A 20,769-nucleotide genomic window follows, 5' to 3' on the forward strand; every position below is an offset into this window, starting at 1 on the left:
TCCGCTATTTTGAATGCCGCACGATCAGTCATTTTATAACCATAATTTTCTCTTCAATAGAGCCGCGAGCCTGTTTGAAAGCCAGCATCACCATGCCCGAGAATACGGTCAGACCGACAGAAAGAAACGCAGGAATTGATCTTTTGCGTGGCCTTTCAATTTTGATTGTGGTTTGCCACCACCTCAGTATTCGTATTCCCCTTGAGCAAACGCTGGCCTCTTATTGTCTGCCGCCCCTTGTCCTCAGGCTGTTCGCCTACGGGGGAGGCAATGCCGTTACCATGTTTTTTGTTATCTCAGGTTTTCTGATAACCACCCGAAGTTACCAGACGTTTGGCGGCCTGAAAGACATGAAGGCCTTCCCTTTTCTGGCCCACCGCGCAGCCCGTATTCTGCCTTGCCTGTTTGCTCTTCTGCTCATTTTATCCGTTCTCTCGCAGATCGGCCCGCAATGGTTTCATTTCACAGATGCCGGTCAAACCCTTGCCGGGGCTATCCTGTCCGTGTTGACCTGCACCTTCAACTGGTATGAAGGCCAAACCACCTGGGCTCCTCCCAACTGGGATGTTCTGTGGTCTCTTTCCATCGAGGAAGCATTTTATCTCGGTTTTCCGGCGCTCTGCCTGCTTCCTTCCATGCCGCGTCTTTTCCTGTTGGTCGCTCTGGTTCTACTTGGCCCGCTTGATCAAGCAGCTCTGCCGCACAGCAACCCTGTATGGCGCAGCAAGGCTTATCTGCCGGGCTTTGGCGCCATTGTAACTGGTGTGCTGAGCGCCATGCTGTGTAGAAAACTCTCTTTCTCTCCCGCTGCAGGATGGACCGTCACACTTACCGGAGCCTGCTTTGCTCTCCTTGAACTCTGCGCAGGGCCCGCTTTGTGGGAGATCGTTGGAAGCTGGTATGTGGTATTTCTCACTGGTGGGGTGGCGCTGATGTTGATCGGATTGACACATGTAGCGCGCAGCGGACACAGCACGGCACCCCGCTGGGGAACAGGCTGGCTGCAAAGTTTTGGCCGCCTCAGCTATGAAATCTATCTGACCCACATGTTTGTTGTCATGCCAGCCGTTACCCTGTTTACGGCGGCAGGAGGCACAGCAGAGAGGCTGGGCCTAGCGCTCTACCCGGCCGTGGTAGGGGCCTCATGGGGATTAGGGGCGGTTGTTGCGCGGCTCTGGTCTCGTCCAGCAGCCCGATGGCTGGACCAGCGCTGGAAAAACAGCTTACAAGCCATACCGCATAAACCACCACGCGTCTCACCGCCCTGAACAGGCACACCCCTAACGGCAGGACACCACCGGCATATGAGGGACAGGCAGCTTTTGCAGCCCGGAAAAACATGCTGGCGTGTTGAGGATGCCGATCGTTTTTCCGTTATTATTGATGCTGCTGATTATTTTGTGGCAGCCCGTCGCGCCATGCTGGAGGCCCGGCACAGTATTCTGCTGCTGGGCTGGGACTTTGACCCGCGCATAAAATTTGGCGAGCCCGAAAAAGGAGAGCCCGCCACGCTGGGTGCGTTCATTCTCTGGCTTGCAGAAAGAACCCCCACGCTGCAAATCCGGCTGCTCCGTTGGGATACGGGGGCACTCAAGTCCCTGCTATGCTGGCGCTCACTGCGCACCCTTGCCCGCTGGGCCATGCACCCTCGTATTACCTTGCGGCTGGATGGAAAACACCCGTTCTCGGGCTCGCAGCATCACAAAATTGTCGCCATTGACGACCAGCTTGCGTTCTGTGGCGGAATAGACATGACCGTAGGGCGATGGGATACCCGCGCACATCGGGATCATGACCCCCGACGCAAAAGCCCGGATGGCGCAGCCCTGAAACCCTGGCACGACGCCACCAGCATGTTTGATGGAAAAGCAGCCCGCGCCATTGGAGATCTGGCCCGTGACCGCTGGAAGACCGTAACAGGCGACTGTCTGCCCCTGCCCGCCAGCCGACACACATGCTGGCCCGAGGGATTTACCCCCGCCTTTGAGGCCGTAAGGCTGGGCATAGCCCGCACCATTCCCAAAATGGAAGACACAGCCCCCTGCCATGAAATTGAAGGTGCCTATCTGAACCTCATCGCCCGTGCACAGCGATTCATTTATGCTGAGAGCCAGTATTTTGCGTCCCGAAAGGTGGCGCATGCCATTGCAAAACGCCTGACGGAAAAAGACGGGCCGGAAATAGTCGTCATCAATCCACTTTCAGCCGAAGGCTGGCTGGAGCCTGTGGCCATGGATACCGCCCGCGCCAGACTGGTTGAGGCGTTGCAACGGCTGGACACGCATGGCCGCTTCCGCCTCTACCATCCGGTAACGGAGGGAGGCGCGCCCATATACGTTCATGCCAAGGTAACTGTGGTTGATAGCGATATCCTGCGGGTTGGTTCCTCAAATTTCAACAACCGTTCCCTGCGGCTGGATACCGAATGCGATGTCCTTCTCTGCACGGATGAAGGGGGCAACACGTCATCTGGCCCAAAAATTGCAGCACTGCGGAATGATCTGCTGGCCGAGCATCTGGGCGTCCCCCCTGCTCAAGTGGCAGACCTGCTGGAGCAGACAGGCTCCCTGATTGAAACTATTGAGCACCTGCGCTCCCCCGGGCGCACGCTGACCCCTTACCGCGTGCCCGCTCTGTCAGGCATTGAGGAATGGCTGGCTGACAATGAAATTCTGGACCCACATGGGCCGGACGAGATTTTTGAGATGCCGGGCCGAAATAGCCTGTTCAAAGGATGGGCCGCCCTGCGGAGGAAGTGTCGCCCGCGCGGCTGATTCCCCGGCAGCACACTCGCTGGTGTCGCACTCTGGCAGCCCCAAGGGGGACAAAGGGGAAAGCCAGACAAAAAAAGCGGGACCATGCCCGCTTTTTTCATACCGAGGCTATGAGGCCTTGGGCTTATTTTTTAGGCTGCGCGGCATCATTGGCCGGCTTGGCCGTGCTGGTCAGGACCGTGGTAATGGTGTCCCGAAGTACCATGACACGCACGTTAGGCGCAATTTCAACTTCCACCTCGGCAGCGTCTTCCCGGCTTTTCTGCACAACGCCCACTACGCCACCAGCTGTAACAATGCGGTCACCACGGCGCAGGGTTTTCAGTTCATTCCGCAGTTGCTTCTGCCGCTGCTGCTGCGGGCGAATCAGTAGAAAATACATGATGGCGAACACCGCCACAAACGGCAGAAAGGACATAATGCTGGACATGCCGCCGCCCCCTCCGGCCGTTTGCGCGTAAGCTGTGGAAATAAAGAAATCAGACATTATGGCGGGCCTTCCAGAAGGCTGGTTGCATCAACAGAGTGGCTGACCATAATTTTCGCTGCTCGCGCGTCAAGCGTCTGTGTGCGGAATGGCGCTTTCTTCAACGCTCATGTTGGCTTAGGTTTCCGGCCAAAGACCCCGTTGTAAGCTGTAAGGACCCCAGACTGATGGATATGACCACACCCCAGCTTTCTGTTCTGGAACGTATTGCCTCAGCGCTTGAACGCCTCTCCCCCCCGCCCCCCAGCCTTGAGGGCGTGAACAAGGCTGATGCGTTTGTGTGGCATCCGGAAGGGGGAAAGCTGCTGCCAGTGGCCCATGTGGCGCATGTGCCCGTCACCCTGCTGCAGGGCGTGGACTCCCAACGCCAGACGCTGCTGGACAATACCGAGCACTTTGCGCGTGGTCTGCCCGCCAACAACGCCATGCTGTGGGGGTCTCGCGGGATGGGCAAATCCTCACTGGTCAAGGGCGCACATGCACTGGTCAACAGTGTGGACGGCAAACCGTGCGAACCCGGCAAGGGCCGCGTGGCACTGATTGAAATTCAGCGGGAAGATCTGGCCACCCTGCCGGAGCTTCTGGCCATGCTGCGTGAAAGCTCCCGCCGGTTTATCCTGTTCTGTGATGATCTGTCCTTTGAAAAGGAAGACCGTGACTACAAAGCCCTGAAATCCGTGCTGGATGGTGGCATTGCGGGCCGCCCGGAAAATGTCCTGTTCTACGCTACCTCCAACCGCCGCCACCTGATGCCGCGTGACATGATCGAGAATGAACGCGCAACCGCCATCAACCCCTCAGAAGCCACGGAAGAGAAAGTCTCGCTCTCTGACAGGTTCGGGTTGTGGCTGGGCTTTCACGCCTGCCCGCAGGATGTGTTCCTTGACATGGTGCGCACCTATGCGAGAGAACGCGCCCTTCCCATCAGTGATGAGGATCTTGCGGCTCAGGCCAATATGTGGGCCATCACCCGCGGTGGGCGCTCCGGCCGGGTGGCGTTTCAGTTCATTGAGGATCTGACAGCCCAACTGGCGGAAGGCCGCTAGCTCCGTCTCATACTGCCTGCCCATAGACCAAGGAACCTGCTTTATGGCCCTCCCCGTTTTTGGAGGTATTGCTGCTGAACCTGTTGATAGCGTAGCCCACATTATCCAGATTGCCCTGACACCTGTGTTCATGCTGTCGGGCATCGGAACGTTGCTGAACCTGTTCAATACGCGGCTGGCGCGCGTGTCAGACCACATAGAACAGGCCAACGCCCTGCTGACGGATGATAATGATGACATGGTCCGCAACAGGATCCTTGAGCGGCATCTGGTGCGCCTGCACCGCCGCACCCTGATGCTGGATGCCGCCATTCTGGCCGGGGGCCTTGGGGGAGCAGCCTCCTGCGGGGCAGCGTTTGTCCTGTTCATGGGCAGCGTGCGGGACTCTTCTGTGGCCAACTGGCTGGTGTTCCTGTTCGGCGCGGCGCTGGCCTGTACGGTGGGCGCGCTGGGCCTGTTTCTGGGGGACAGCCTGATTTCCTGGCACGGCCTGAAGCGTGAAGGCCCGCTGCCCCGCCCCACGCCAAAAACAGCGTAACGACGCGCTATTGCTTCCACGCCTTGCCTCTTTGTGTGATATGAGGTTGCATGCGTCCCGATACGGCAGCATCAGAGTGACGCAGCCCTGGTATTCATTTGATTGAGGCGAGATGGACCACACCGTTCAGACCGATACCCCAGCCCAAACCGAAACGCACGGCGCGGATCCCCTTAAAACGGACCTTCGGCGCATCCGGTCCAATCCGGATTTCTGGTATCCTGTTGCGTGGTCGAAGGAACTGAAGCCTGGCAAGACCATTGGCACACGGTATGCGGGCACGCCTATTGCCCTGGTCCGCCCGGATGAAGGGCCGATTTTCGCACTTGAAGATCGTTGCGCTCATCGTCAGGTACCCCTCAGCAAAGGCAAAGTAAACGGACAGTCCGTGCAATGCTGTTACCATGGCTGGGCCTATGGCCGTTCAGGCCGCTGCATTGATGTGCCTTATCTGGGCAAGGGCAAACTGCCCAACGGCGTGCGTACCTTCCCCTGCCGGGAACAGGACGGCCTGATCTTCATCTTCCCCGGTGATCCGGAAAAAGCAGACACGGTTCCGCTCGCTCCGCGTCTGGCCCGTGTGGGAGACGCTGGCTACAAGACCCGCTCCTTCGGGCGGGAAGTGAAATGCCACTACAGTTTCATGCATGAAAACCTGATGGATATGAACCACCAGTTCATGCACATGAAGCAGATGGGCCAGATGCGCCCGCGCTTTCTGGGCCAGAAACGCGAAGCCGGTCTGGTGGAAGCGCGTTATTCCTTTGCCCGCACAAGCGGCAAGCAGCCTTTGGGCGAAGCGCTGATTTTTGGCGAGCGTCGGGATTCTTCCGAGAAGTTCCAGCACCGCGATGTCATGACCATCCGCACGGAATATCCGTATCAGACCCTGCGCATCCAAACGGGCGATGAAGACCCGGTGATGGATCTGTGGATTGTCTATACCCCGCAGGATGCTGAGGAACTGACAAACCGCACATTTGGTCTGCTCTCCGTCAAGCGGCCCAAAATGCCGGGTGTTCTGGAACTGGCATGGCCGTTCCTTGTCGCCTTCACGGAACGGATTTTTGCCGAAGACCGTGAAATTGTGGAACTGGAACAGAACGCATGGCGCGAACTGGGCGGAGACCACAATGTGGAGGTCTTCCCTGTCATCAACGCCCTGCGGGGGCTGCTGGCAGAATGTGGGGTTCCACCCGCACCCGCCAAAAATGCATGATATCGTCTCGTTGATGCTTGAGGCGCCGCCCTACCGGCTGCGCCCCCTTCTGCCAGATGATGCCACTGCCCTCCACCGCCTGGTCAATGACTGGGAGGTGGTGCGCATGCTCAGCCGCCTGCCCTTTCCCTACCCGCGTGAACTGGCGGATGACTGGATTGCCTCCACCCTTGACCAGCACCGGGCACGGGAAGGCTACCATTTTGCCATTCTGGACGCGCAGGACCGTTTTCTGGGCTGCGTGGGGCTGCGCATTGAAACCCTGCCACAGGTAGGGCGCGTTGGCGTACTGGGTTACTGGGTTGGCCGCCCCTACTGGGGGGCTGGCGTTGCCTCCAAGGCCGCAGGCCGCGTGGCGCGCTGGGCCTTTGCCAATCTGGATATCACCCGCCTGCGCGCCACTGTTGCGGAAGATAACGTGGCCTCCGCCCGCGTGCTTGCCACCGTTGGGTTCAAGCCCATTGGCACGGACAAACAGATGTTTGTGGCGCGGGGCAAGGACTACCCTGTGCAGATTTTTGAAATGACACGCGCAGACATGGATCACACCACCCACCCGAACCCGGAGCCTGCCACAGTGCGACGGCTTGTTCTGGTTTCCGCTGCGGCGCTGATTGACAAGGAAGGCCGCATTCTGCTGGCCCGCCGCCCGGAAGGGAAAAGCATGGCCGGGCTGTGGGAATTCCCCGGCGGAAAAGTGGAAGCCGGGGAAACCCCGGAAGCCGCGCTGATCCGTGAACTGGAAGAGGAACTGGGGCTGGACGTTTCACGCGCCTGCCTGGCTCCTTTCACCTTTGCCTCACACAGCTACCGTGCCTTTAATCTGCTGATGCCGCTTTATCTGTGCCGCAGATGGAGTGGCACCCCTACACCGCGTGAGGGACAGGCGCTGGCATGGGTTGCTCCAAAAGATCTCGGTCAGTATCAGATGCCCGAAGCTGATCTGCCGTTTATTCCGCTCCTTCAGGAACTGCTGTAGCTTTTCCCGTCTCCACCAAGGAAGCCGCGCAGACTGGATGAGAGAACATTTCTCTCTCCTCAGTTCTGCCGCACGGCGCGGAGAAGTTTTTCCAGCAAGGCTGCCGGATCATACAGGATGCGGCAGCCGTCAGACACAACCCGATAAGTGCCCCCGTCCAGTGGGGTTGTGTCTGCCCATGAGGGCAAACCGAAGCTCAGTTCAACTTCATCCCCTTTTGCCGCAAACCAGACCCTGCGGGACCAGACCGCACCGTGATCTTCATCCTGTATCTGCTGCGGTAGGCCCATCTCTGCTGGCCATGCAACATCCCGCACCCACGCGCCATTTTCACGATAACCTTCCGGCGCGGTGGTCAGAATCATGATGTCCATATCAGACTCAGCACGTGCCGCGCCTCTGGCATAGGAACCGACAAGAGCCACGCCCTGAACGGTGGGCTGTGTCAAAGCCCACGAGACCAGAGCCTGACATACGGCGGGCGCATCCATCTGCTTTCTCCTTGAAACGCTCGTGTCATCCTCTTTTATGGAGGCTGCTTGTAAAGGTTTTTATCAAGCCTCCCTCTCGGCACAACGCTGGTGCCGCTCTATTCCACTCTTGACGAAACACAGAGCAGTTCGCATAACCATTTCTGTCTGGTGCTTTTATTTTCGCGCGCTGGGCCCTCGTGATTTGTACGGCCGGCTTGCGGCGAGGTAAAACAGACGCGCTAAAGAGGCTTTGGGCAGGCGTGTCCTGTCCCATGGTTTCCACGGTCAGATGAGCAAGTATGACTGAAGCGGAAACACCTCATTGTCCGTGCTTCTCTTCAGGCCATCATGAGCAGGAAAGAACCGGATACCTCATTATGAGTGAAAACAAGACCCCTTCCACCTGGCGCCCCGCAACCCGCCTGCTGCACGCAGGCCTGGAACGCACGGAATTTGGCGAAACCAGTGAAGCCGTGTTCCTGACCTCCGGCTTTGTGTATGACAATGCCGAGCAGGCCGCCAAAACTTTTACGGGTGAGGTGGAGCACTATCAGTACAGCCGCTTTGCCAACCCTACCGTTACCGCGCTGGAACGCCGCCTGGCCGATCTTGAAGGCGCGGAAGCCTGTGTAGCAACCTCCACCGGCATGGGCGCAGTTTCCTCCGCTCTGCTCTCTCACGTCAAGGCTGGTGAACGGGTTGTGGCCTCCCGCGCGCTGTTTGGCTCCTGCCACTGGATTGTGGCCAACCTGCTGCCCCGTTACGGCGTGGAAACCGTGTTTGTTGATGGGTCAGACCTGAACGCATGGACAGAAGCCCTTTCCAAGCCCACCGCCGCCGTGCTGCTGGAAAGCCCGTCCAACCCCATGCTGGATGTGCTGGACATCCGCGCCATTGCAGATCTGGCCCACAAGGCAGGCGCGCTGGTTGTGGTGGACAACGTATTTGTCTCCCCCATTTACCAGAAGCCGCTGGAACTGGGGGCTGATGTGGTTGTGTATTCCTGTACCAAGCACATTGATGGGCAAGGTCGCGTTCTGGGCGGTGCCGTGCTGGGCCCCAAGGAGTGGATTACCGAAACACTTCAGCCCTTCACCCGCAATACCGGCAACGCGCTGTCTCCCTTCAATGCGTGGGTCATGCTCAAGGGGCTTGAAACACTCTCTCTGCGTGTGGATGCCATGACGCGCAACGCTGCCGCCGTGGCTGATTATCTGGCGCAGGCACCGGGTATTGTCAGCGTGCGGTATCCGGGCCGCAAGGATCACCCGCAATATGAACTGGCCCAGCGCCAGATGTCTGGCGGCGGTAGCCTGGTGGCGTTTGAAGTGGCAGGCGGGCAGGAAGGCGCATTTGCGTTCATGAACGCCCTGCAACTCATCGCCATTTCCAACAATCTGGGGGATGCGCGTTCTCTGGTGACGCATCCGGCCACCACCACCCACATGAAGATCGGGCCGGAAGAACGGGCACGGCTTGGCATTTCCGATGGCGCCATCCGCTTCTCCGTTGGGCTGGAAGACAGTGCAGACCTGATTGAAGATCTGGCCCGTGGCGTAGCGGCCCTGCCCCGCAGCTAAACAGACCGAGCTTACTCTCCCTTTCTGCCGCGCCGTGGCAGAAAGGGCACAGGCGGCTTCCCTGCTGCGCGTGTTCATGATAGGGGCAAAGCACAGTTGCTGCCTGTTTTGGCACTGCCTTCCTCTTTTTTGTGCACAAGACACGCCATTCCACGCATCAGGAGCAGGAGAACCCATGTCCGACTGGTCGGCTTCACCGCCCATGTCCCATGATCCGGAAGACGCCTTGAACGAACTCTTCTCTTCAGTTCCGGCCTACGAGGCCGTAACCGAGGATGTGCGCGTCTGTGTGCAGGTGTTCTGGCTACCCGACCAGTCTGAACCTGATGAGCACATGTATTGCTGGGTGTATCGCATTCGCATTGAAAATGCAGGCTCCGCCACTGTGCAACTCACAGAACGCACCTGGCACATCACGGATGCCTCCGGCCGCACAGAATATGTGCATGGAGAAGGCGTGGTGGGTGAACAGCCCGTCATCCGTCCACAGAACGGGTTTGATTATACCTCTGGTGTGTCCCTCACCACGGCTGGCGGATTCATGCGTGGGTCTTACCACATGCGCGACCTCAATTCAGGCCGCCGGTTTGAAATCGCCATTCCGGCCTTCAGTCTGGATAGCCCGTTTCAGATCCGGCAGATCCATTAGCCCCCCCTTCATTCCATAAGACATATGCTGGAGCTTGGCATGAGCAGCGACTCTCTGCCCGAAAACGATAACCGTCCGTCACGCACGGAAGCCGAACAGGCCGTTCGCACCCTGCTGCGCTGGGCCGGGGATGACCCCACCCGTGAAGGGCTGCATGATACCCCGTCCCGCGTGGTGCGTGCGTATGAAGAATTCTTTGAAGGGTATGAAACAGACCCCCGTTCCCTGCTGGAACGCACGTTTTCAGAAGTGGAAGGATATGACGAGATTGTCCTGCTGCGGGACATCCGGTTTGAAAGCCACTGCGAACATCATCTGGCCCCCATTATCGGCCGCGCTCACGTAGCCTATCTGCCCCGTAGCCGGGTTGTGGGCATTTCCAAGCTGGCCCGTGTGGTGGATGCCTTCGCCCGCCGCCTGCAAATTCAGGAACGGCTGACCGCCCAGATTGCCAACACCATCAACGATGTGCTGGAACCTCATGGCGTTGCGGTTATCATTGAATCCAGCCACGAATGCATGACCACGCGCGGCGTGCATCGCCCCGGTGTGTCCATGGTTACCAGCAGCATGCTGGGCGTGTTCCGCACCAATTCTGACACGCGGCGCGAACTGATGGCCATGCTCAATCGTCCCAGCGCCTGCGAATACTGAGAAACGACTGAAAGGCCTGCCAGATCTGTCTGGCAGGCTTTTTCTTCCTTAAGGCAGGGACTTTTTAAGCCCAAAAAGGGCCACATCGGCCCTTCGCCTGCTTTTTCCCAAGACAAGTTCCACGGTCAAAGTAGCCCGTCTCCTCTTTTCCAAGGGACGCCGCCGCCTTGGCACCCGTTTGCGTTTTCTTGAAACGCCGTTGCCCTGTCAGAAGGAAAATCCTTCCTCACGCCTGCCATAACCTGTTTAGACAAACGTGTGGAACACCGGGCCGGGCAGGTATATCTGCCTCAGCCAGCCCTCCTGATCAGTCGGGAGCTTTTTCGGTCACGTGATAGGTAATGGCCACGCGATCATCATGATGCGGGTAGCGCACTTCCGGCACAATCGTCACGCCGATATTCTTCTTCACATACAGGGCCTGCACGGCTTTTTCATCACTCAGCACTTCTGCTGGCGTAACTGTCTGGCCCGGCTGGATGTGGAGCGCTTTATGCAGCGCCGCACCAGAAATATGCAAGTTGCCGGTAAAGTCCGCGCTTTCCAGCTTGAGCGGACGAGCAGGCTCGGCAGCAGCGCCTGTTTCCTCAACCGTCCACTCTACAATCACGTCCTTGCCGTTGATCTTGAGGTTCTGGTGGAATTTTCCGCCCACATTTTCCTGCTGGTAGACTTTCATCACATCCTGCAATCCCTCGGTAATGCGGGATTGGGAAATGGTGTCTCCAACATGAAAGGGCACTGCCGCCATCAGACGGTTTGAGGGAATGCGCTGGTTGCCCTCAATGGTCAGTTGCTTCAGCACCAAGGGCGTATTGACGGGCGGTAACGCGGTAGCTTCCTTGCCCTGCGGCGTCTGGGATGGTGCATCAGACGGCGGAACGGAGGTTGGCGTTTGCGCCCATGCCGGAACGGCTGCCCCCAAAAGAGCAAACCCGATTACGGCACAGGGTACGGCGTTACGCATTAAAACTGGCTCCATCCTGTTAAAAACACGCGTCATGATGCACAACAGGATGGGGATGCCAATGCACTAAATAGAGACTGACGCTCCCAAAACCGTGAGGAACTGGGCCAGCCAGGCGGGGTGCGCAGGCCATGCGGGCGCTGTCACCAGTTCGCCATCGGTGACGGCATCCGTTACCGGAATATCGGCATAGGTCGCGCCCGCCAGTTCTACTTCCGGGCGGCACGCCGGATAGGCAGAAACCTTGCGCCCCTTGATGATATCCGCTGCGGCCAGAAGCTGCGCGCCATGGCAGATGGCTGCCAGAGGCCGATCAGCAAAGGCTTTCACAATCTCAATCACGCGAGCATTCATGCGCAAATGCTCCGGCGCACGCCCACCGGGCACAACCAGCCCAATATAATCATCGGTATCAATATCCTCAAACGTGGCGTTGAGCGTGAAATTATGGCCGCGTTTTTCGCTGTAGGTCTGCGCGCCCTCAAAATCATGAATGGCGGTTATCACATTGTCCCCTGCCTTTTTGCCGGGGCTGACCACATCCACCTTGTAACCCAGCATCAGGAGCGCCTGATACGGCACCATGATTTCATAATCTTCAACATAGTCGCCTGCCAGCATCAGCAGTTTTACAGCATCATCAGCCATGGTGGTCTCCTTCGCTCAGATGTTCCCGCAGGCGGGGCATCAGTTCCACAAAGTTGCAGGGACGGTGCCGGCTATCAAGCTGAAACACCAAAATATCGTCCCATCCGTCCTTCACAGCGCCCGTGGAACCGGGCAGCGCAAACAGGTAGGTGCCGTTCGCCACACCCGCCAGCGCGCGTGACTGGATTGTGGACGTGCCAATTTTCCTGTAGGATAGCATCCTGAAAAGTTCGCCAAAGCCTTCAATGCGCTTTTCAAGGACGTCCTCAAACGCTTCGGGCGTCACATCCCGGCCGGTCACACCTGTACCGCCGTTGGTTATGACAACATCAACCAGAGGATCGTTTATCCAGTTTCTAAGCTGTTCTGTAATCTGTTGCACATCATCCCGCACAATCGTGCGGTCCGCCAGCACATGGCCTGCGGCCTCAATACGAGAGACCAACGCCTGGCCAGATGTATCCGTCTCCAGTGTGCGTGAATCCGATACGGTCATCACTGCAATACGCACCGGCAGAAACGGGCGGGTTGTATCAATCTTGCTCATAAGAGTGGGGTCATTCCCTTTATTTCTGATGCAGCAACGCATCACTCGTCAAAAAAAGCAGACCAGCGCCCTAAATTCACCGTTAAACACGTTCATTGGGAACCAAACCATGTAAAAATGTTTTAATCCGAACACCGCCCCAACCAAAAACGAAAACTTTCTTCGGCAAAGTTTCTTTATCCACGAGAAAAAATCAACACATCATGGCACTCTCTTCTCCTGGCCTGTCTTCCTTTTGCGCGCTTTCCCTTACCTGTCTGCTTGTTTCGGCCTTTTCCAGTCAGGCTCATGCCCAGATCCTTACGGGCGGCAACAGTTCAGTCGGGCTCTGGCCCAGTCTGGAAGCCAATAATGAAGCCAGCCCTGTGGAAGATCCCGGCCCACTGTTTTCCGCTCCCTATGGCCACAACCATTTCTTTGGGGACTGGTGGGGCGCGCAGCCCTGGCTGCTGGACCACGGCATTCATATTCTGGCTGACGTGCATGAAGAACTGGCCGGCAACTTCAAGGGGGGCCGCAAGCAGGGCGTCACCAACGCCGGGCAGGTTGGGGTGGAACTGGATGTTGACTGGGGCAAGCTGACCAACACCAAGTTCATGGACGGGTTCTGGACTCACATGATGGTGGTGAACGGCCACGGGCGGAACCTGAGCACGGATTACATTGGCGATTCCATTGGCGGCGTGCAGCAGATCTACGGTGCACGTGGGAACGTGGTGGCGCATCTTGTTTATCTGTATGGCGAGAAATCCTTTCTGAACAATCATCTGGATATCAGTGCAGGGTGGATTCCGGTTGGCAGCTTTTTTGCCGCCTCTCCGCTCTACTGTATGTATATGAACGTGGCGGTGTGCGGTAACCCCGCTCCCAACAAATACACGGAAGGCAACCGGGACTGGCCATCAGGCAACCTGGGTGCCGTTGCCCGTGTGATGCCCACAAATGACACTTATATCATGGCCGGGTTGTTTGCCGTTTCCCCCCATGCCTTCAACGGCGGTATTTCCGGCTGGGCCTGGGCGCAGGATGGCTTGGGCAAGTTTTCAACACCTGTTGAAATTGGCTGGATGCCGTCCTTCGGCAAGGATCAGTTGGTGGGCCACTACAAGGCTGGATACAGCTACGATAACTCCAAATACAAAGATCTGTATGAGGACGTGAACGGTAACCCATGGGTACTGACCGGCCAGCCTGCCCGTTACCGTGCTGGCCGAGCCAGTGCCTGGGTGCATGCGGACCAGATGCTTGTACGCAACGGAGAAGGCCCCACCAACGGCCTGATCGCCATGGCAGGCTATATGTGGACGGACGGCAAGACTACCGCCATGTCCCACCATATCTGGACCGGCATGCTGGAAACCGGCAAGCCATGGGGCCGCCCGCTGGACAGCATTGGCGTCATGTATCAGTGGCTGAACATGAGCCGCACGGTGGCCCTACAGCAGGAAGCCTCCATTTTTGGTGGCCAGCCCTTCCAGTCCAACCAGTGGGGACAGGTGTGGGGCGTGCAGTCTCACGAAAACATTTACGAATTCTTCTATAACGCCCATGTGGCCAACGGACTGACCCTTCAGCCGGACTTCCAGTATATCAACCGCCCCGGCGGCACCACCACCTTCCATGATGCCGCCGTTATGGCGCTTCAGTTCAACGTGGTTATGTAAACTCCGCCATGGGTTGCAGGGTCAACGCCCTGCCGCCCAAGGTGGCAAAGGTTTCCGCCCGGCAGGTCAGCACCAGAATCTGAAAGCGGGTTGCCGCATCCGCCAGCACATCAAACACGCGCTCCAGCCGCAGGGAATCAGAAAAGCTCAGGGCATCATCCAACACCAGAATGCTGCTGCCCTGCCGCGCATGCAGCAGTTCTGCAAAGCCCAACCGCACCAGAACGGAAATCTGCTCCTGCGTGCCATCCGAGAGCTTGTTGAACTCCTCCGCCTGCCGGCGTGTAAGCGCCTCCACCCCGAAGCTTGTATCAAACGCCACGCTGGCACCCGGAAAAACGGCCGAAAAAGCAGGCTGAATGGTGCGCCGTAACGGGGCCAGATAGCGTTCGGTCTGGGTTCGCTCTGCCTGCCCCAGCGTGTTTTGCAGCAGCACAAGTGCTGCCCGCTCCCGTTCACAGCCCTCGCGTTCAAGGCGCAGGCGTTCTACGGCACGGCGAGCCTCGGCTATCTGCTCATCCACCCCTTCGCCTTCTGCCAGACGCACGCGGGTTTCCCGCCCGCGAATATCTTCCCGCAACCGGGTGATGGCAGTCCGAGCCGTATCCAGAGCCTGCTCGCGCCGTCTGATACCGCTTTCCACCACAGAAAGAGGCTGTTCCTCCTGCCGAGCCTGCGCCAGTTGTTCCACCCGGGCCTGTGCGGTGGCCTGCGCGCACTGCGCCTCCTCAGCCCGTTGGGCAAGAGCCTCATCTGCTTCCCGCGCCACGCTCACGGCCTGCTCACGCTGAAGATGCTCCAGCGCCTGCGTTAGCGCGCGCAACGCAGCGTCCGCTTTGTCCTGTTCAGCCTGAAGCACGGCACAGGCGGCCTGCTCATCCCGCTCGGCATGACGGGCATTCTCGGCCTCGCGCGCGGCCTGGTCTTCGGCCTCAGCCGCCTGATCAGGCGTCAGGAGCGTATCAGCACCACACGGCGGCACGCCGTCAGCGTCGGCTGTAGCCCTCTCTCCCTCAGCAATACTTTCCTTACGGGCCAGCGCCAGATCAGCATCCTTTTGCATGATCGTCTTGCGCAACGCCGCAAGCGACTGGCCGCCGTTATCGCGCGCCAGATCCGTGCCGTCTGGCAATGTCGCCCTGTAAGCGGCACGCGCTTCCACCAGACGGACTTCCGCCTGTCGATGCTCCTCAAAGCGGTGCTCGGCCTCCGCAACATTCTGGCAGCCAGCCTGTTGCAGCAGGGTTTCCAGTTGGGTAAGGGCGGTCTGAACCTTACCCTGCACATCGTCCTGTTCCTGCCGGGCTGGTGTGATCTGAAACTGTCCGACACCTTCGATCTGTACGGTAGTGGTGGCGGTCAGGCGTATTTCTCCCTCACGGCAAGGGGCGCCGTTCAACGTCACGCGCTGCGCTGCTTCGGGCAGCAGGGCCATGCTCAGAACAGGGGCGTTTGCCTCCAGCAAGGCAACTGCCTGCTCATGCTGCCGCGCGGCCTTGCGCATACGCTGGATGCTCGCTTCATCCACGCGCAGAGCCGCCAGAATAGCCTGCTCCTGCTCCAGCCGCGCAAAAGTGGCTTCCGCACGATGCAAAAGCGCCCGCTCCTGCGCCAACGTGTCCTGCATCTGCTGCAACGTCGCGTGCCGGGCCGCCACCATACGCTGCTGTCTGCGGTGCTGGTGGTGCTGTTCAGCCTGTTCCCGTTTCTGACGACACAGATCAAGGCATCGCCGAGCCTGCCGCACCTTTTGCGCCAGCCCATCCAGCGTCTGCTGGCTCTCGGCACACGCGCGCTCAAGGTGCAGTTGCCTTACCTTATTTTCCTGCCGCCTTTCCTGTTCCTGCCGCGCGCTTGAACAGGCCGTAATGGCAGCGGTCAGTGCAGCACGGGCGGCGAGTTCCTCGGCATCCAGCCGCAGCACCTTGTCCCGCACAAGGCGCAATTCTTTCAGCGCGGCTTCTTCATGCGCCCTGCGCTCCGGGTCTTCCTGCTCCCGCAGGATACGGCGCGCCTGTTCCAGCGCCACCAGATCTTCCTCCAAAGCCGCTTTACGCGCTTCAAGAGTTTGCAAACGGTCCTGTGCGGCCTGTTCCTGTTCCAACGCCTGTTTGTAGCGGCCTGTCGGTTTCCCTGTGGAGGCTGTCTGCAACAGAAGCAGGCGATCCCGCACTTTAGCCAGCACGGCACTGGCCGCAGCACCGCCCACGGCTTTTTCCACGCCCTGTTCAAGGCAATCCCGCAAACTGGCATGCCCGGCCTCATTCAGGTTTGGCTGGGTAAAACTTTCTCCCTGCCCCACCAGCAATGCATTCCATAACCCTGCGGCCTCGCCTTTCCCTGCATCCGCCAACCCCAGCAGATCCCGCAGCTTTTCTTCCGCCTGATCCCCTTCAAACTGCTCCGGCCCCAGCCGTAACCGCGCGCAGGTTTTGTTCAGAAACCGTTTTTCCAGCGTGCAGGCCATACCCTTCCAGGTAAAACTCAGGGCCACATGAGGCGCGCCTCCGCCATAGGGTGCAAATCCCTTGATCACGCTGCTTTTGGAAGAGTGGCGCAGGGTCAACGCGGCCCGCAACGCCAGCAACAATGTGGATTTTCCGGCTTCATTCGGGGCAGCCAGCACGTTTAACCCCGGCCCCAACCCATCCAGCCTTATGGGGGCGGCAAAACGGCGAAACCCTTCAACCTGCACATCAGTCAGGATCATGCTGCCTGCCCTCCCACTTCGTTCCAGAACAGAAAAAGCCGTTGCAATGCATCGGCTGCCACTGCGCCTTCCTCTCCTCCGCCCTGCGCCTGCTCAAGCAGCACCTCCGCCGCCGTGCGCACGGCCCCACCGGGGCCAAAGCGTTCCAGATCATCCAGCCCGGCAGAAAGCTGCGGCGCGCCCGACAGGCGCAGACACGCCACCGCCCCGCTCAGACGGCGGATGATGGTGCTTTCATACAGCGCCATATCGTCCACATTCAGCAAACCGGAAACCACCAGCCACACCAGAACAGACCCCGGATTATCCGGTGCCACACCACGCACACGGGCTTCCAGCGCGTGAATATCCTCGGCGTTGGTTAGGGTCACATCCTCAAACTTTTTCCAGACATAACGCCCGGTTCTGTGCCGGGTAACCTCTGGTTCGGCGCGTGGGCCACGCAGGTTTACCACCAGCGCCTCGCCACCACCGCCACCACCGGCTCCAAAACGGTCTGTCTCCGGCGTGCCGGAATACGCCGTGCGGGCATCAATCTGGCAGAACCCGTGCCAGTCTCCCAACGCCAGATAGCTCAGCCCCGCTTTTCTGGCCCGGTCTATGGCAACCGGATTATGGTCGGCTTCCTCTCCATTGCCAAAGCCGGTTACCGAGCCATGGGCCAAGCCAATCCGCAAGGCATCCGGCGGGGTGGGCGCTTCATCCATATAAGCGGTCAGATCACTTAGCACATGGCGCCGCTGGAGTACGGCAGGCAGCAACCATGCCTCTTCACCCCCCACCAGCCGAACGGGGCCGGGTTGCCGATGCACCGTCACGTTTTCCGGCACGGCTCCCTCACGCAGCAGCCGGGCCCAGACACCTTCCGGTGTATCCGCATCATGATTGCCGGGAATAAGGTGCCATTGCACATCGGCAAACTGGCGCATGCGCTCCATGGGCTGATGCAGGGTTTTCTCGGTTGGGGTTTCATGCTCGTACACATCCCCCGCCACCAGCACATGGGCAGCCCCTTCCTGCCGGGCCAGTTGCCCCAGCCGCCTGATCACCTCCACCCGTTCGGCCTGAAGGGCGCCCAGAGTGTCATCATCCGCAAAACGGAATGTCCGGCCAATCTGCCAGTCAGACGTGTGCACAAATTTCATCACATGATCCCATCCGGCCCTATTTCTTCCCTTGAACATCACATTCCGAAGAAGAAAACCATGGCGGGTGCGCCTTTGTGACACCTTATTCAGTCGCCATAAAAGACTGTGGGCTCTAGGGTTACGCCTCCCCTCAGACCAAAGCAGGCCAGTCATGCGCATTCCACGCAACCCCGATCAGCGTTACAGGCATCACGCCAGAGTTTATATTTTAATTTAATAGACTTTATACGAACAGGATTCGGGAGACTGGCGAGTTTGAGTCGCGCAGGTTTGGCGCAAATGGTTCCGAGTAAAGCGGCACGGGCGGAAAAAGGATGAGTATACAACACCCAGCCGCTTCTACTGTCGGCTTCTGGAAAGGCGTGCGTCTTCCTCTGCCAAGAGGCATGTTCCCGCCCGGCTGGTTCCTGTTCTGCCTGCGCACATGGCTTTCCGCTGTGCTGGCATTGAGCACAGCCTTCTGGCTGCAATTGTCCTCACCCGGTTCCGCCGCCGTAACCGTGATGATTCTGGCGCAGCCCCTGCGCGGGCAGGTGCTCTCCAAGGCGGTGTACCGGCTGGCTGGCACCATGATCGGCGCGTTTGTTGCCCTGTTCCTTACCGCCTGCTTTAATCAGGAGCGCGGCGTGTTTCTGGGGGGCGTGGCGCTGTGGCTGACGCTGTGCACCATTATCGGCACGCTGGAAAAAGATTTCCGCGCCTATGCCGCCATGCTCTCCGGCTACACCGTGGCCATTGTGGGCATCAGTTGCATTGATAATCCGGCAGCCGCCTTTGATGTCACGGTTAACCGCGTGTCCGCCATTATCGTGGGGATTGCCGCCACTGCCGCCGTGAACGACTTTTTTGGCTCTCCCACCGCCTTTGAAAAACTGGCCGCCAACCTCCACCGCACCGCAGACATGGTGAAGCGCATTGCGCGTGAAGCCATAGCGGGCCACGGCATTCCTGATGAGACAGCCTGCGCCGGGTTGGCAGGCGAGATCATCGCCCTGACGTCTCAGGCCTCCTTCGCCAAAACGGAACTGCCCGATGCCCATGTGCGGCTGGCCGGAGCACGCTCTGCCATGGTGGCCCTGCTGGAAATGCTGAGCTGTAGCCGCGCCATTGCCGCTGTTCTGCGGCGCGGAGAAATTTCCGGCCCGGTGCTCAACCATATCCGCACAGCTTTTGGAGATGGCACACCCGTCGCTTCTCCCCGTCAGGCCGTGCATGATCTGGAAGATCTGGCGCGGGAAGCCCATGCCGAGGAACTCTCCCGCGGGCCGACGCTGGATGAGGCATGGCTGATTGAACGCTCTATGGCCCTCCTTTCTGATGCCCGCTGGGCCGCGGACGGGATTGATGCCTTCGAGAACGGCCGCCGCGCCCGCACAACCGCGCCCGACCTGAAAATTGACCAACATCAGGACGTGATTGCCGCCCTGCTGGCCGGGCTGCGCACACTGGTCGGCTTTACGGTCGCTGCCGGGCTGTGCGTGATTTCTGATATTCCGGCCACCTATACGGCGCTGTCTCAGGTGGCCATTATTCTTACGCTGGCCGCCACCACCTATAATGCCCGCGGCTTTGGCATGGGGGCGCTGATCGGCACCCCTCTGGCCGTTGCGGTTGCGGCAGTCATCAATTTTGGCGTGTTGCCGCACGGCGCGGACATGCCGTTTCTGGCCATGGCCATTCTGCCCGTTATTTTCGCGGCCTGCCTGCTGCTGCTCAACCCCAAGACCGCCACCGTGGGGTTCAACGCCGGCGTGTTCTTCTTTGTTATTCTGGGCGTGGCGAACGAACAGAATTACGAGCCCTCGGCCTTTATTGACCGCAATGTGCTCTATCTGTTTTCGGCCATCATCATCTTCATTTCACTGGTGCTGCTGCTGCCACCTTCGGCCAACCGCCGGCGGTTCCGCGTGGCACTGACAATAGGGCATGATCTGCGGCTCCAGTTTGAAGGGCATGGGGAACAGGCAGGCTCCGCCCTGATCAGCCGCCATTATGACCGCCTGTGCCGTATTCTGGAATGGAACAGCTATCTACCCTCCAACAAGGCCAAGACCCGCGTGTTCATGCGGCTTTCCAGTCTGGATGAACTGAACGTGGAACTGGCCCGTGCCCGCCGCCATCTGCAACGTGCCGCCACCATCCCCGCTATCCGTGCGGATGCGGAGGCCGCCTACCGTTCCACCATCATCTACAATATTGATGCCGCCGTTTACCGCATGCGCCACAAGGCCCGCCTGCTGCTTGACCACAGCATCACCCTACCACATGGCCAGATGGCCACAGCGCTGGCGGCTGTCTCCGCCATGGTGGGGGCCATACGGCTGCTGGAACATAACCGCTCGGCCCTGCATCTGTATGATCTTCTGCCGCTGCCGGACCAGCGCTGGAAGGCCATGTAATGGAGCTTGACCTCAGGCCCGTTCTGGATGTTGGGGGGCTGCTTGTTTCCTCCTTTGTGGTGCATGCTGGTCTGGCCATTGCCACGCTGTTGATCCTTAATCCCATTCTGGCAAAGGTGCGCGCCCGGCGCGTGATCTGGAACCTGCCACTGGCTGAATTCGGGCTGCTTGTCTGCCTGATTGGCCTTTATACCATTCTGCTGTGAAAGGACTTTCCCACCGTGTTTGAACGCGCCCGCCGCGCCCTGCAGTTTGTCACGACCGGGACAATCCTTGCCATTGCCGCC

At 59.0% G+C, this 20,769-nt stretch carries 19 protein-coding genes and 1 riboswitch; of the genes, 12 read left to right on the forward strand and 7 right to left on the reverse strand.

The window, feature by feature from the left end; translation table 11 throughout:
- Positions 1–92 precede the first annotated feature (92 nt).
- Both AD944_RS06200 and AD944_RS06205 read left to right on the forward strand, forming a co-directional pair.
- Positions 93–1,268 (forward strand): acyltransferase family protein, encoded by a 1,176-nt coding sequence (locus tag AD944_RS06200; protein ID WP_045542444.1) that lies wholly within the window; start codon positions 93–95, stop codon positions 1,266–1,268.
- Positions 1,269–1,304: 36 nt separating this feature from the next.
- Entirely contained in the window at positions 1,305–2,774 is a 1,470-nt protein-coding gene (locus AD944_RS06205; RefSeq protein ID WP_045542445.1) for a phospholipase D-like domain-containing protein, read from the forward strand.
- Positions 2,775–2,898: 124 nt separating this feature from the next.
- On the opposite strand, the gene yajC is transcribed toward AD944_RS06205, so the two are convergent.
- Positions 2,899–3,264 carry a preprotein translocase subunit YajC gene (yajC, locus tag AD944_RS06210; protein ID WP_176364820.1) on the reverse strand — a complete coding sequence of 122 codons (366 nt, stop codon included), beginning with the start codon at positions 3,262–3,264 and terminating at the stop codon, positions 2,899–2,901.
- Positions 3,265–3,434: 170 nt separating this feature from the next.
- On the opposite strand from yajC, the gene AD944_RS06215 reads away from it, so the two are divergent.
- The 4 genes from AD944_RS06215 to mutT all read left to right on the forward strand — a co-directional run bounded on the left by AD944_RS06215 (position 3,435) and on the right by mutT (position 7,043).
- Positions 3,435–4,307, forward strand: coding sequence for an ATP-binding protein (locus tag AD944_RS06215; protein WP_035379603.1), 873 nt, complete (start codon positions 3,435–3,437; stop codon positions 4,305–4,307).
- A 43-nt stretch (positions 4,308–4,350) separates the two neighbouring features.
- A complete protein-coding gene (locus tag AD944_RS06220) occupies positions 4,351–4,845 on the forward strand; it encodes a DUF2721 domain-containing protein (RefSeq protein ID WP_006559280.1) in 495 nt (164 codons plus the stop codon).
- A 112-nt stretch (positions 4,846–4,957) separates the two neighbouring features.
- Positions 4,958–6,064 (forward strand): aromatic ring-hydroxylating oxygenase subunit alpha, encoded by a 1,107-nt coding sequence (locus AD944_RS06225; RefSeq protein WP_035379555.1) that lies wholly within the window; start codon positions 4,958–4,960, stop codon positions 6,062–6,064.
- Positions 6,057–7,043: an 8-oxo-dGTP diphosphatase MutT gene (gene mutT / locus AD944_RS06230; protein WP_006559885.1), complete on the forward strand. Its 987-nt coding sequence runs from the start codon at positions 6,057–6,059 to the stop codon at positions 7,041–7,043. Before AD944_RS06225 ends, mutT begins: the two co-directional genes overlap by 8 nt.
- A 59-nt stretch (positions 7,044–7,102) precedes the next feature.
- Here the strand turns inward: mutT and AD944_RS06235 are convergent, their stop codons facing one another.
- Positions 7,103–7,534 (reverse strand): nucleotidyltransferase domain-containing protein, encoded by a 432-nt coding sequence (locus tag AD944_RS06235; RefSeq protein WP_045542446.1) that lies wholly within the window; start codon positions 7,532–7,534, stop codon positions 7,103–7,105.
- A gap of 166 nt (positions 7,535–7,700) precedes the next feature.
- A riboswitch (SAM riboswitch) is annotated at positions 7,701–7,780 on the forward strand.
- A 113-nt stretch (positions 7,781–7,893) separates the two neighbouring features.
- Between AD944_RS06235 and metZ the strand changes: the two genes are divergently transcribed.
- The 3 genes from metZ to folE all read left to right on the forward strand — a co-directional run bounded on the left by metZ (position 7,894) and on the right by folE (position 10,399).
- A complete protein-coding gene (gene metZ / locus AD944_RS06240) occupies positions 7,894–9,096 on the forward strand; it encodes an O-succinylhomoserine sulfhydrylase (RefSeq protein WP_045542447.1) in 1,203 nt (400 codons plus the stop codon).
- A 175-nt stretch (positions 9,097–9,271) separates the two neighbouring features.
- Positions 9,272–9,745 carry a Co2+/Mg2+ efflux protein ApaG gene (gene apaG / locus AD944_RS06245; RefSeq protein WP_035379548.1) on the forward strand — a complete coding sequence of 158 codons (474 nt, stop codon included), beginning with the start codon at positions 9,272–9,274 and terminating at the stop codon, positions 9,743–9,745.
- A gap of 39 nt (positions 9,746–9,784) precedes the next feature.
- Positions 9,785–10,399 carry a GTP cyclohydrolase I FolE gene (folE, locus tag AD944_RS06250; RefSeq protein WP_035379600.1) on the forward strand — a complete coding sequence of 205 codons (615 nt, stop codon included), beginning with the start codon at positions 9,785–9,787 and terminating at the stop codon, positions 10,397–10,399.
- Positions 10,400–10,706: 307 nt separating this feature from the next.
- Here the strand turns inward: folE and AD944_RS06255 are convergent, their stop codons facing one another.
- From AD944_RS06255 to moaB, 3 genes are all read right to left on the reverse strand, one after another.
- Positions 10,707–11,366: a POTRA domain-containing protein gene (locus AD944_RS06255; protein WP_035379546.1), complete on the reverse strand. Its 660-nt coding sequence runs from the start codon at positions 11,364–11,366 to the stop codon at positions 10,707–10,709.
- 66 nt (positions 11,367–11,432) lie between these two features.
- Positions 11,433–12,014 (reverse strand): DJ-1/PfpI family protein, encoded by a 582-nt coding sequence (locus AD944_RS06260; RefSeq protein ID WP_045542448.1) that lies wholly within the window; start codon positions 12,012–12,014, stop codon positions 11,433–11,435.
- Positions 12,007–12,561 (reverse strand): molybdenum cofactor biosynthesis protein B, encoded by a 555-nt coding sequence (gene moaB, locus AD944_RS06265; protein WP_035379542.1) that lies wholly within the window; start codon positions 12,559–12,561, stop codon positions 12,007–12,009. The genes AD944_RS06260 and moaB overlap by 8 nt, the downstream gene beginning before the upstream one ends.
- A 203-nt stretch (positions 12,562–12,764) precedes the next feature.
- Between moaB and AD944_RS06270 the strand changes: the two genes are divergently transcribed.
- A complete protein-coding gene (locus tag AD944_RS06270) occupies positions 12,765–14,225 on the forward strand; it encodes a carbohydrate porin (protein ID WP_045542449.1) in 1,461 nt (486 codons plus the stop codon).
- On the opposite strand, the gene AD944_RS06275 is transcribed toward AD944_RS06270, so the two are convergent.
- Positions 14,218–16,935, reverse strand: a complete 2,718-nt coding sequence (locus AD944_RS06275; RefSeq protein WP_045542450.1) for an AAA family ATPase — start codon at positions 16,933–16,935, stop codon at positions 14,218–14,220. The two genes, AD944_RS06270 and AD944_RS06275, sit on opposite strands and share 8 nt — an antisense overlap.
- Complete coding sequence (locus AD944_RS06280) at positions 16,932–18,080, reverse strand: metallophosphoesterase family protein (RefSeq protein WP_045542451.1); 1,149 nt, start codon at positions 18,078–18,080, stop codon at positions 16,932–16,934. Before AD944_RS06280 ends, AD944_RS06275 begins: the two co-directional genes overlap by 4 nt.
- Positions 18,081–18,397: 317 nt before the next feature.
- Between AD944_RS06280 and AD944_RS06285 the strand changes: the two genes are divergently transcribed.
- Together AD944_RS06285 and AD944_RS06290 are read left to right on the forward strand one after the other, a co-directional pair.
- On the forward strand, positions 18,398–20,482 hold the full coding sequence (locus tag AD944_RS06285) for an FUSC family protein (protein ID WP_045542452.1): 2,085 nt from the start codon (positions 18,398–18,400) through the stop codon (positions 20,480–20,482).
- Positions 20,482–20,688: a DUF1656 domain-containing protein gene (locus tag AD944_RS06290; RefSeq protein WP_045542453.1), complete on the forward strand. Its 207-nt coding sequence runs from the start codon at positions 20,482–20,484 to the stop codon at positions 20,686–20,688. Before AD944_RS06285 ends, AD944_RS06290 begins: the two co-directional genes overlap by 1 nt.
- The last annotated feature ends 81 nt before the right edge of the window (positions 20,689–20,769 follow it).

The organism is Acetobacter tropicalis, assembly GCF_001580915.1.
GTDB classification, from domain to species: Bacteria; Pseudomonadota; Alphaproteobacteria; order Acetobacterales; family Acetobacteraceae; genus Acetobacter; species Acetobacter tropicalis.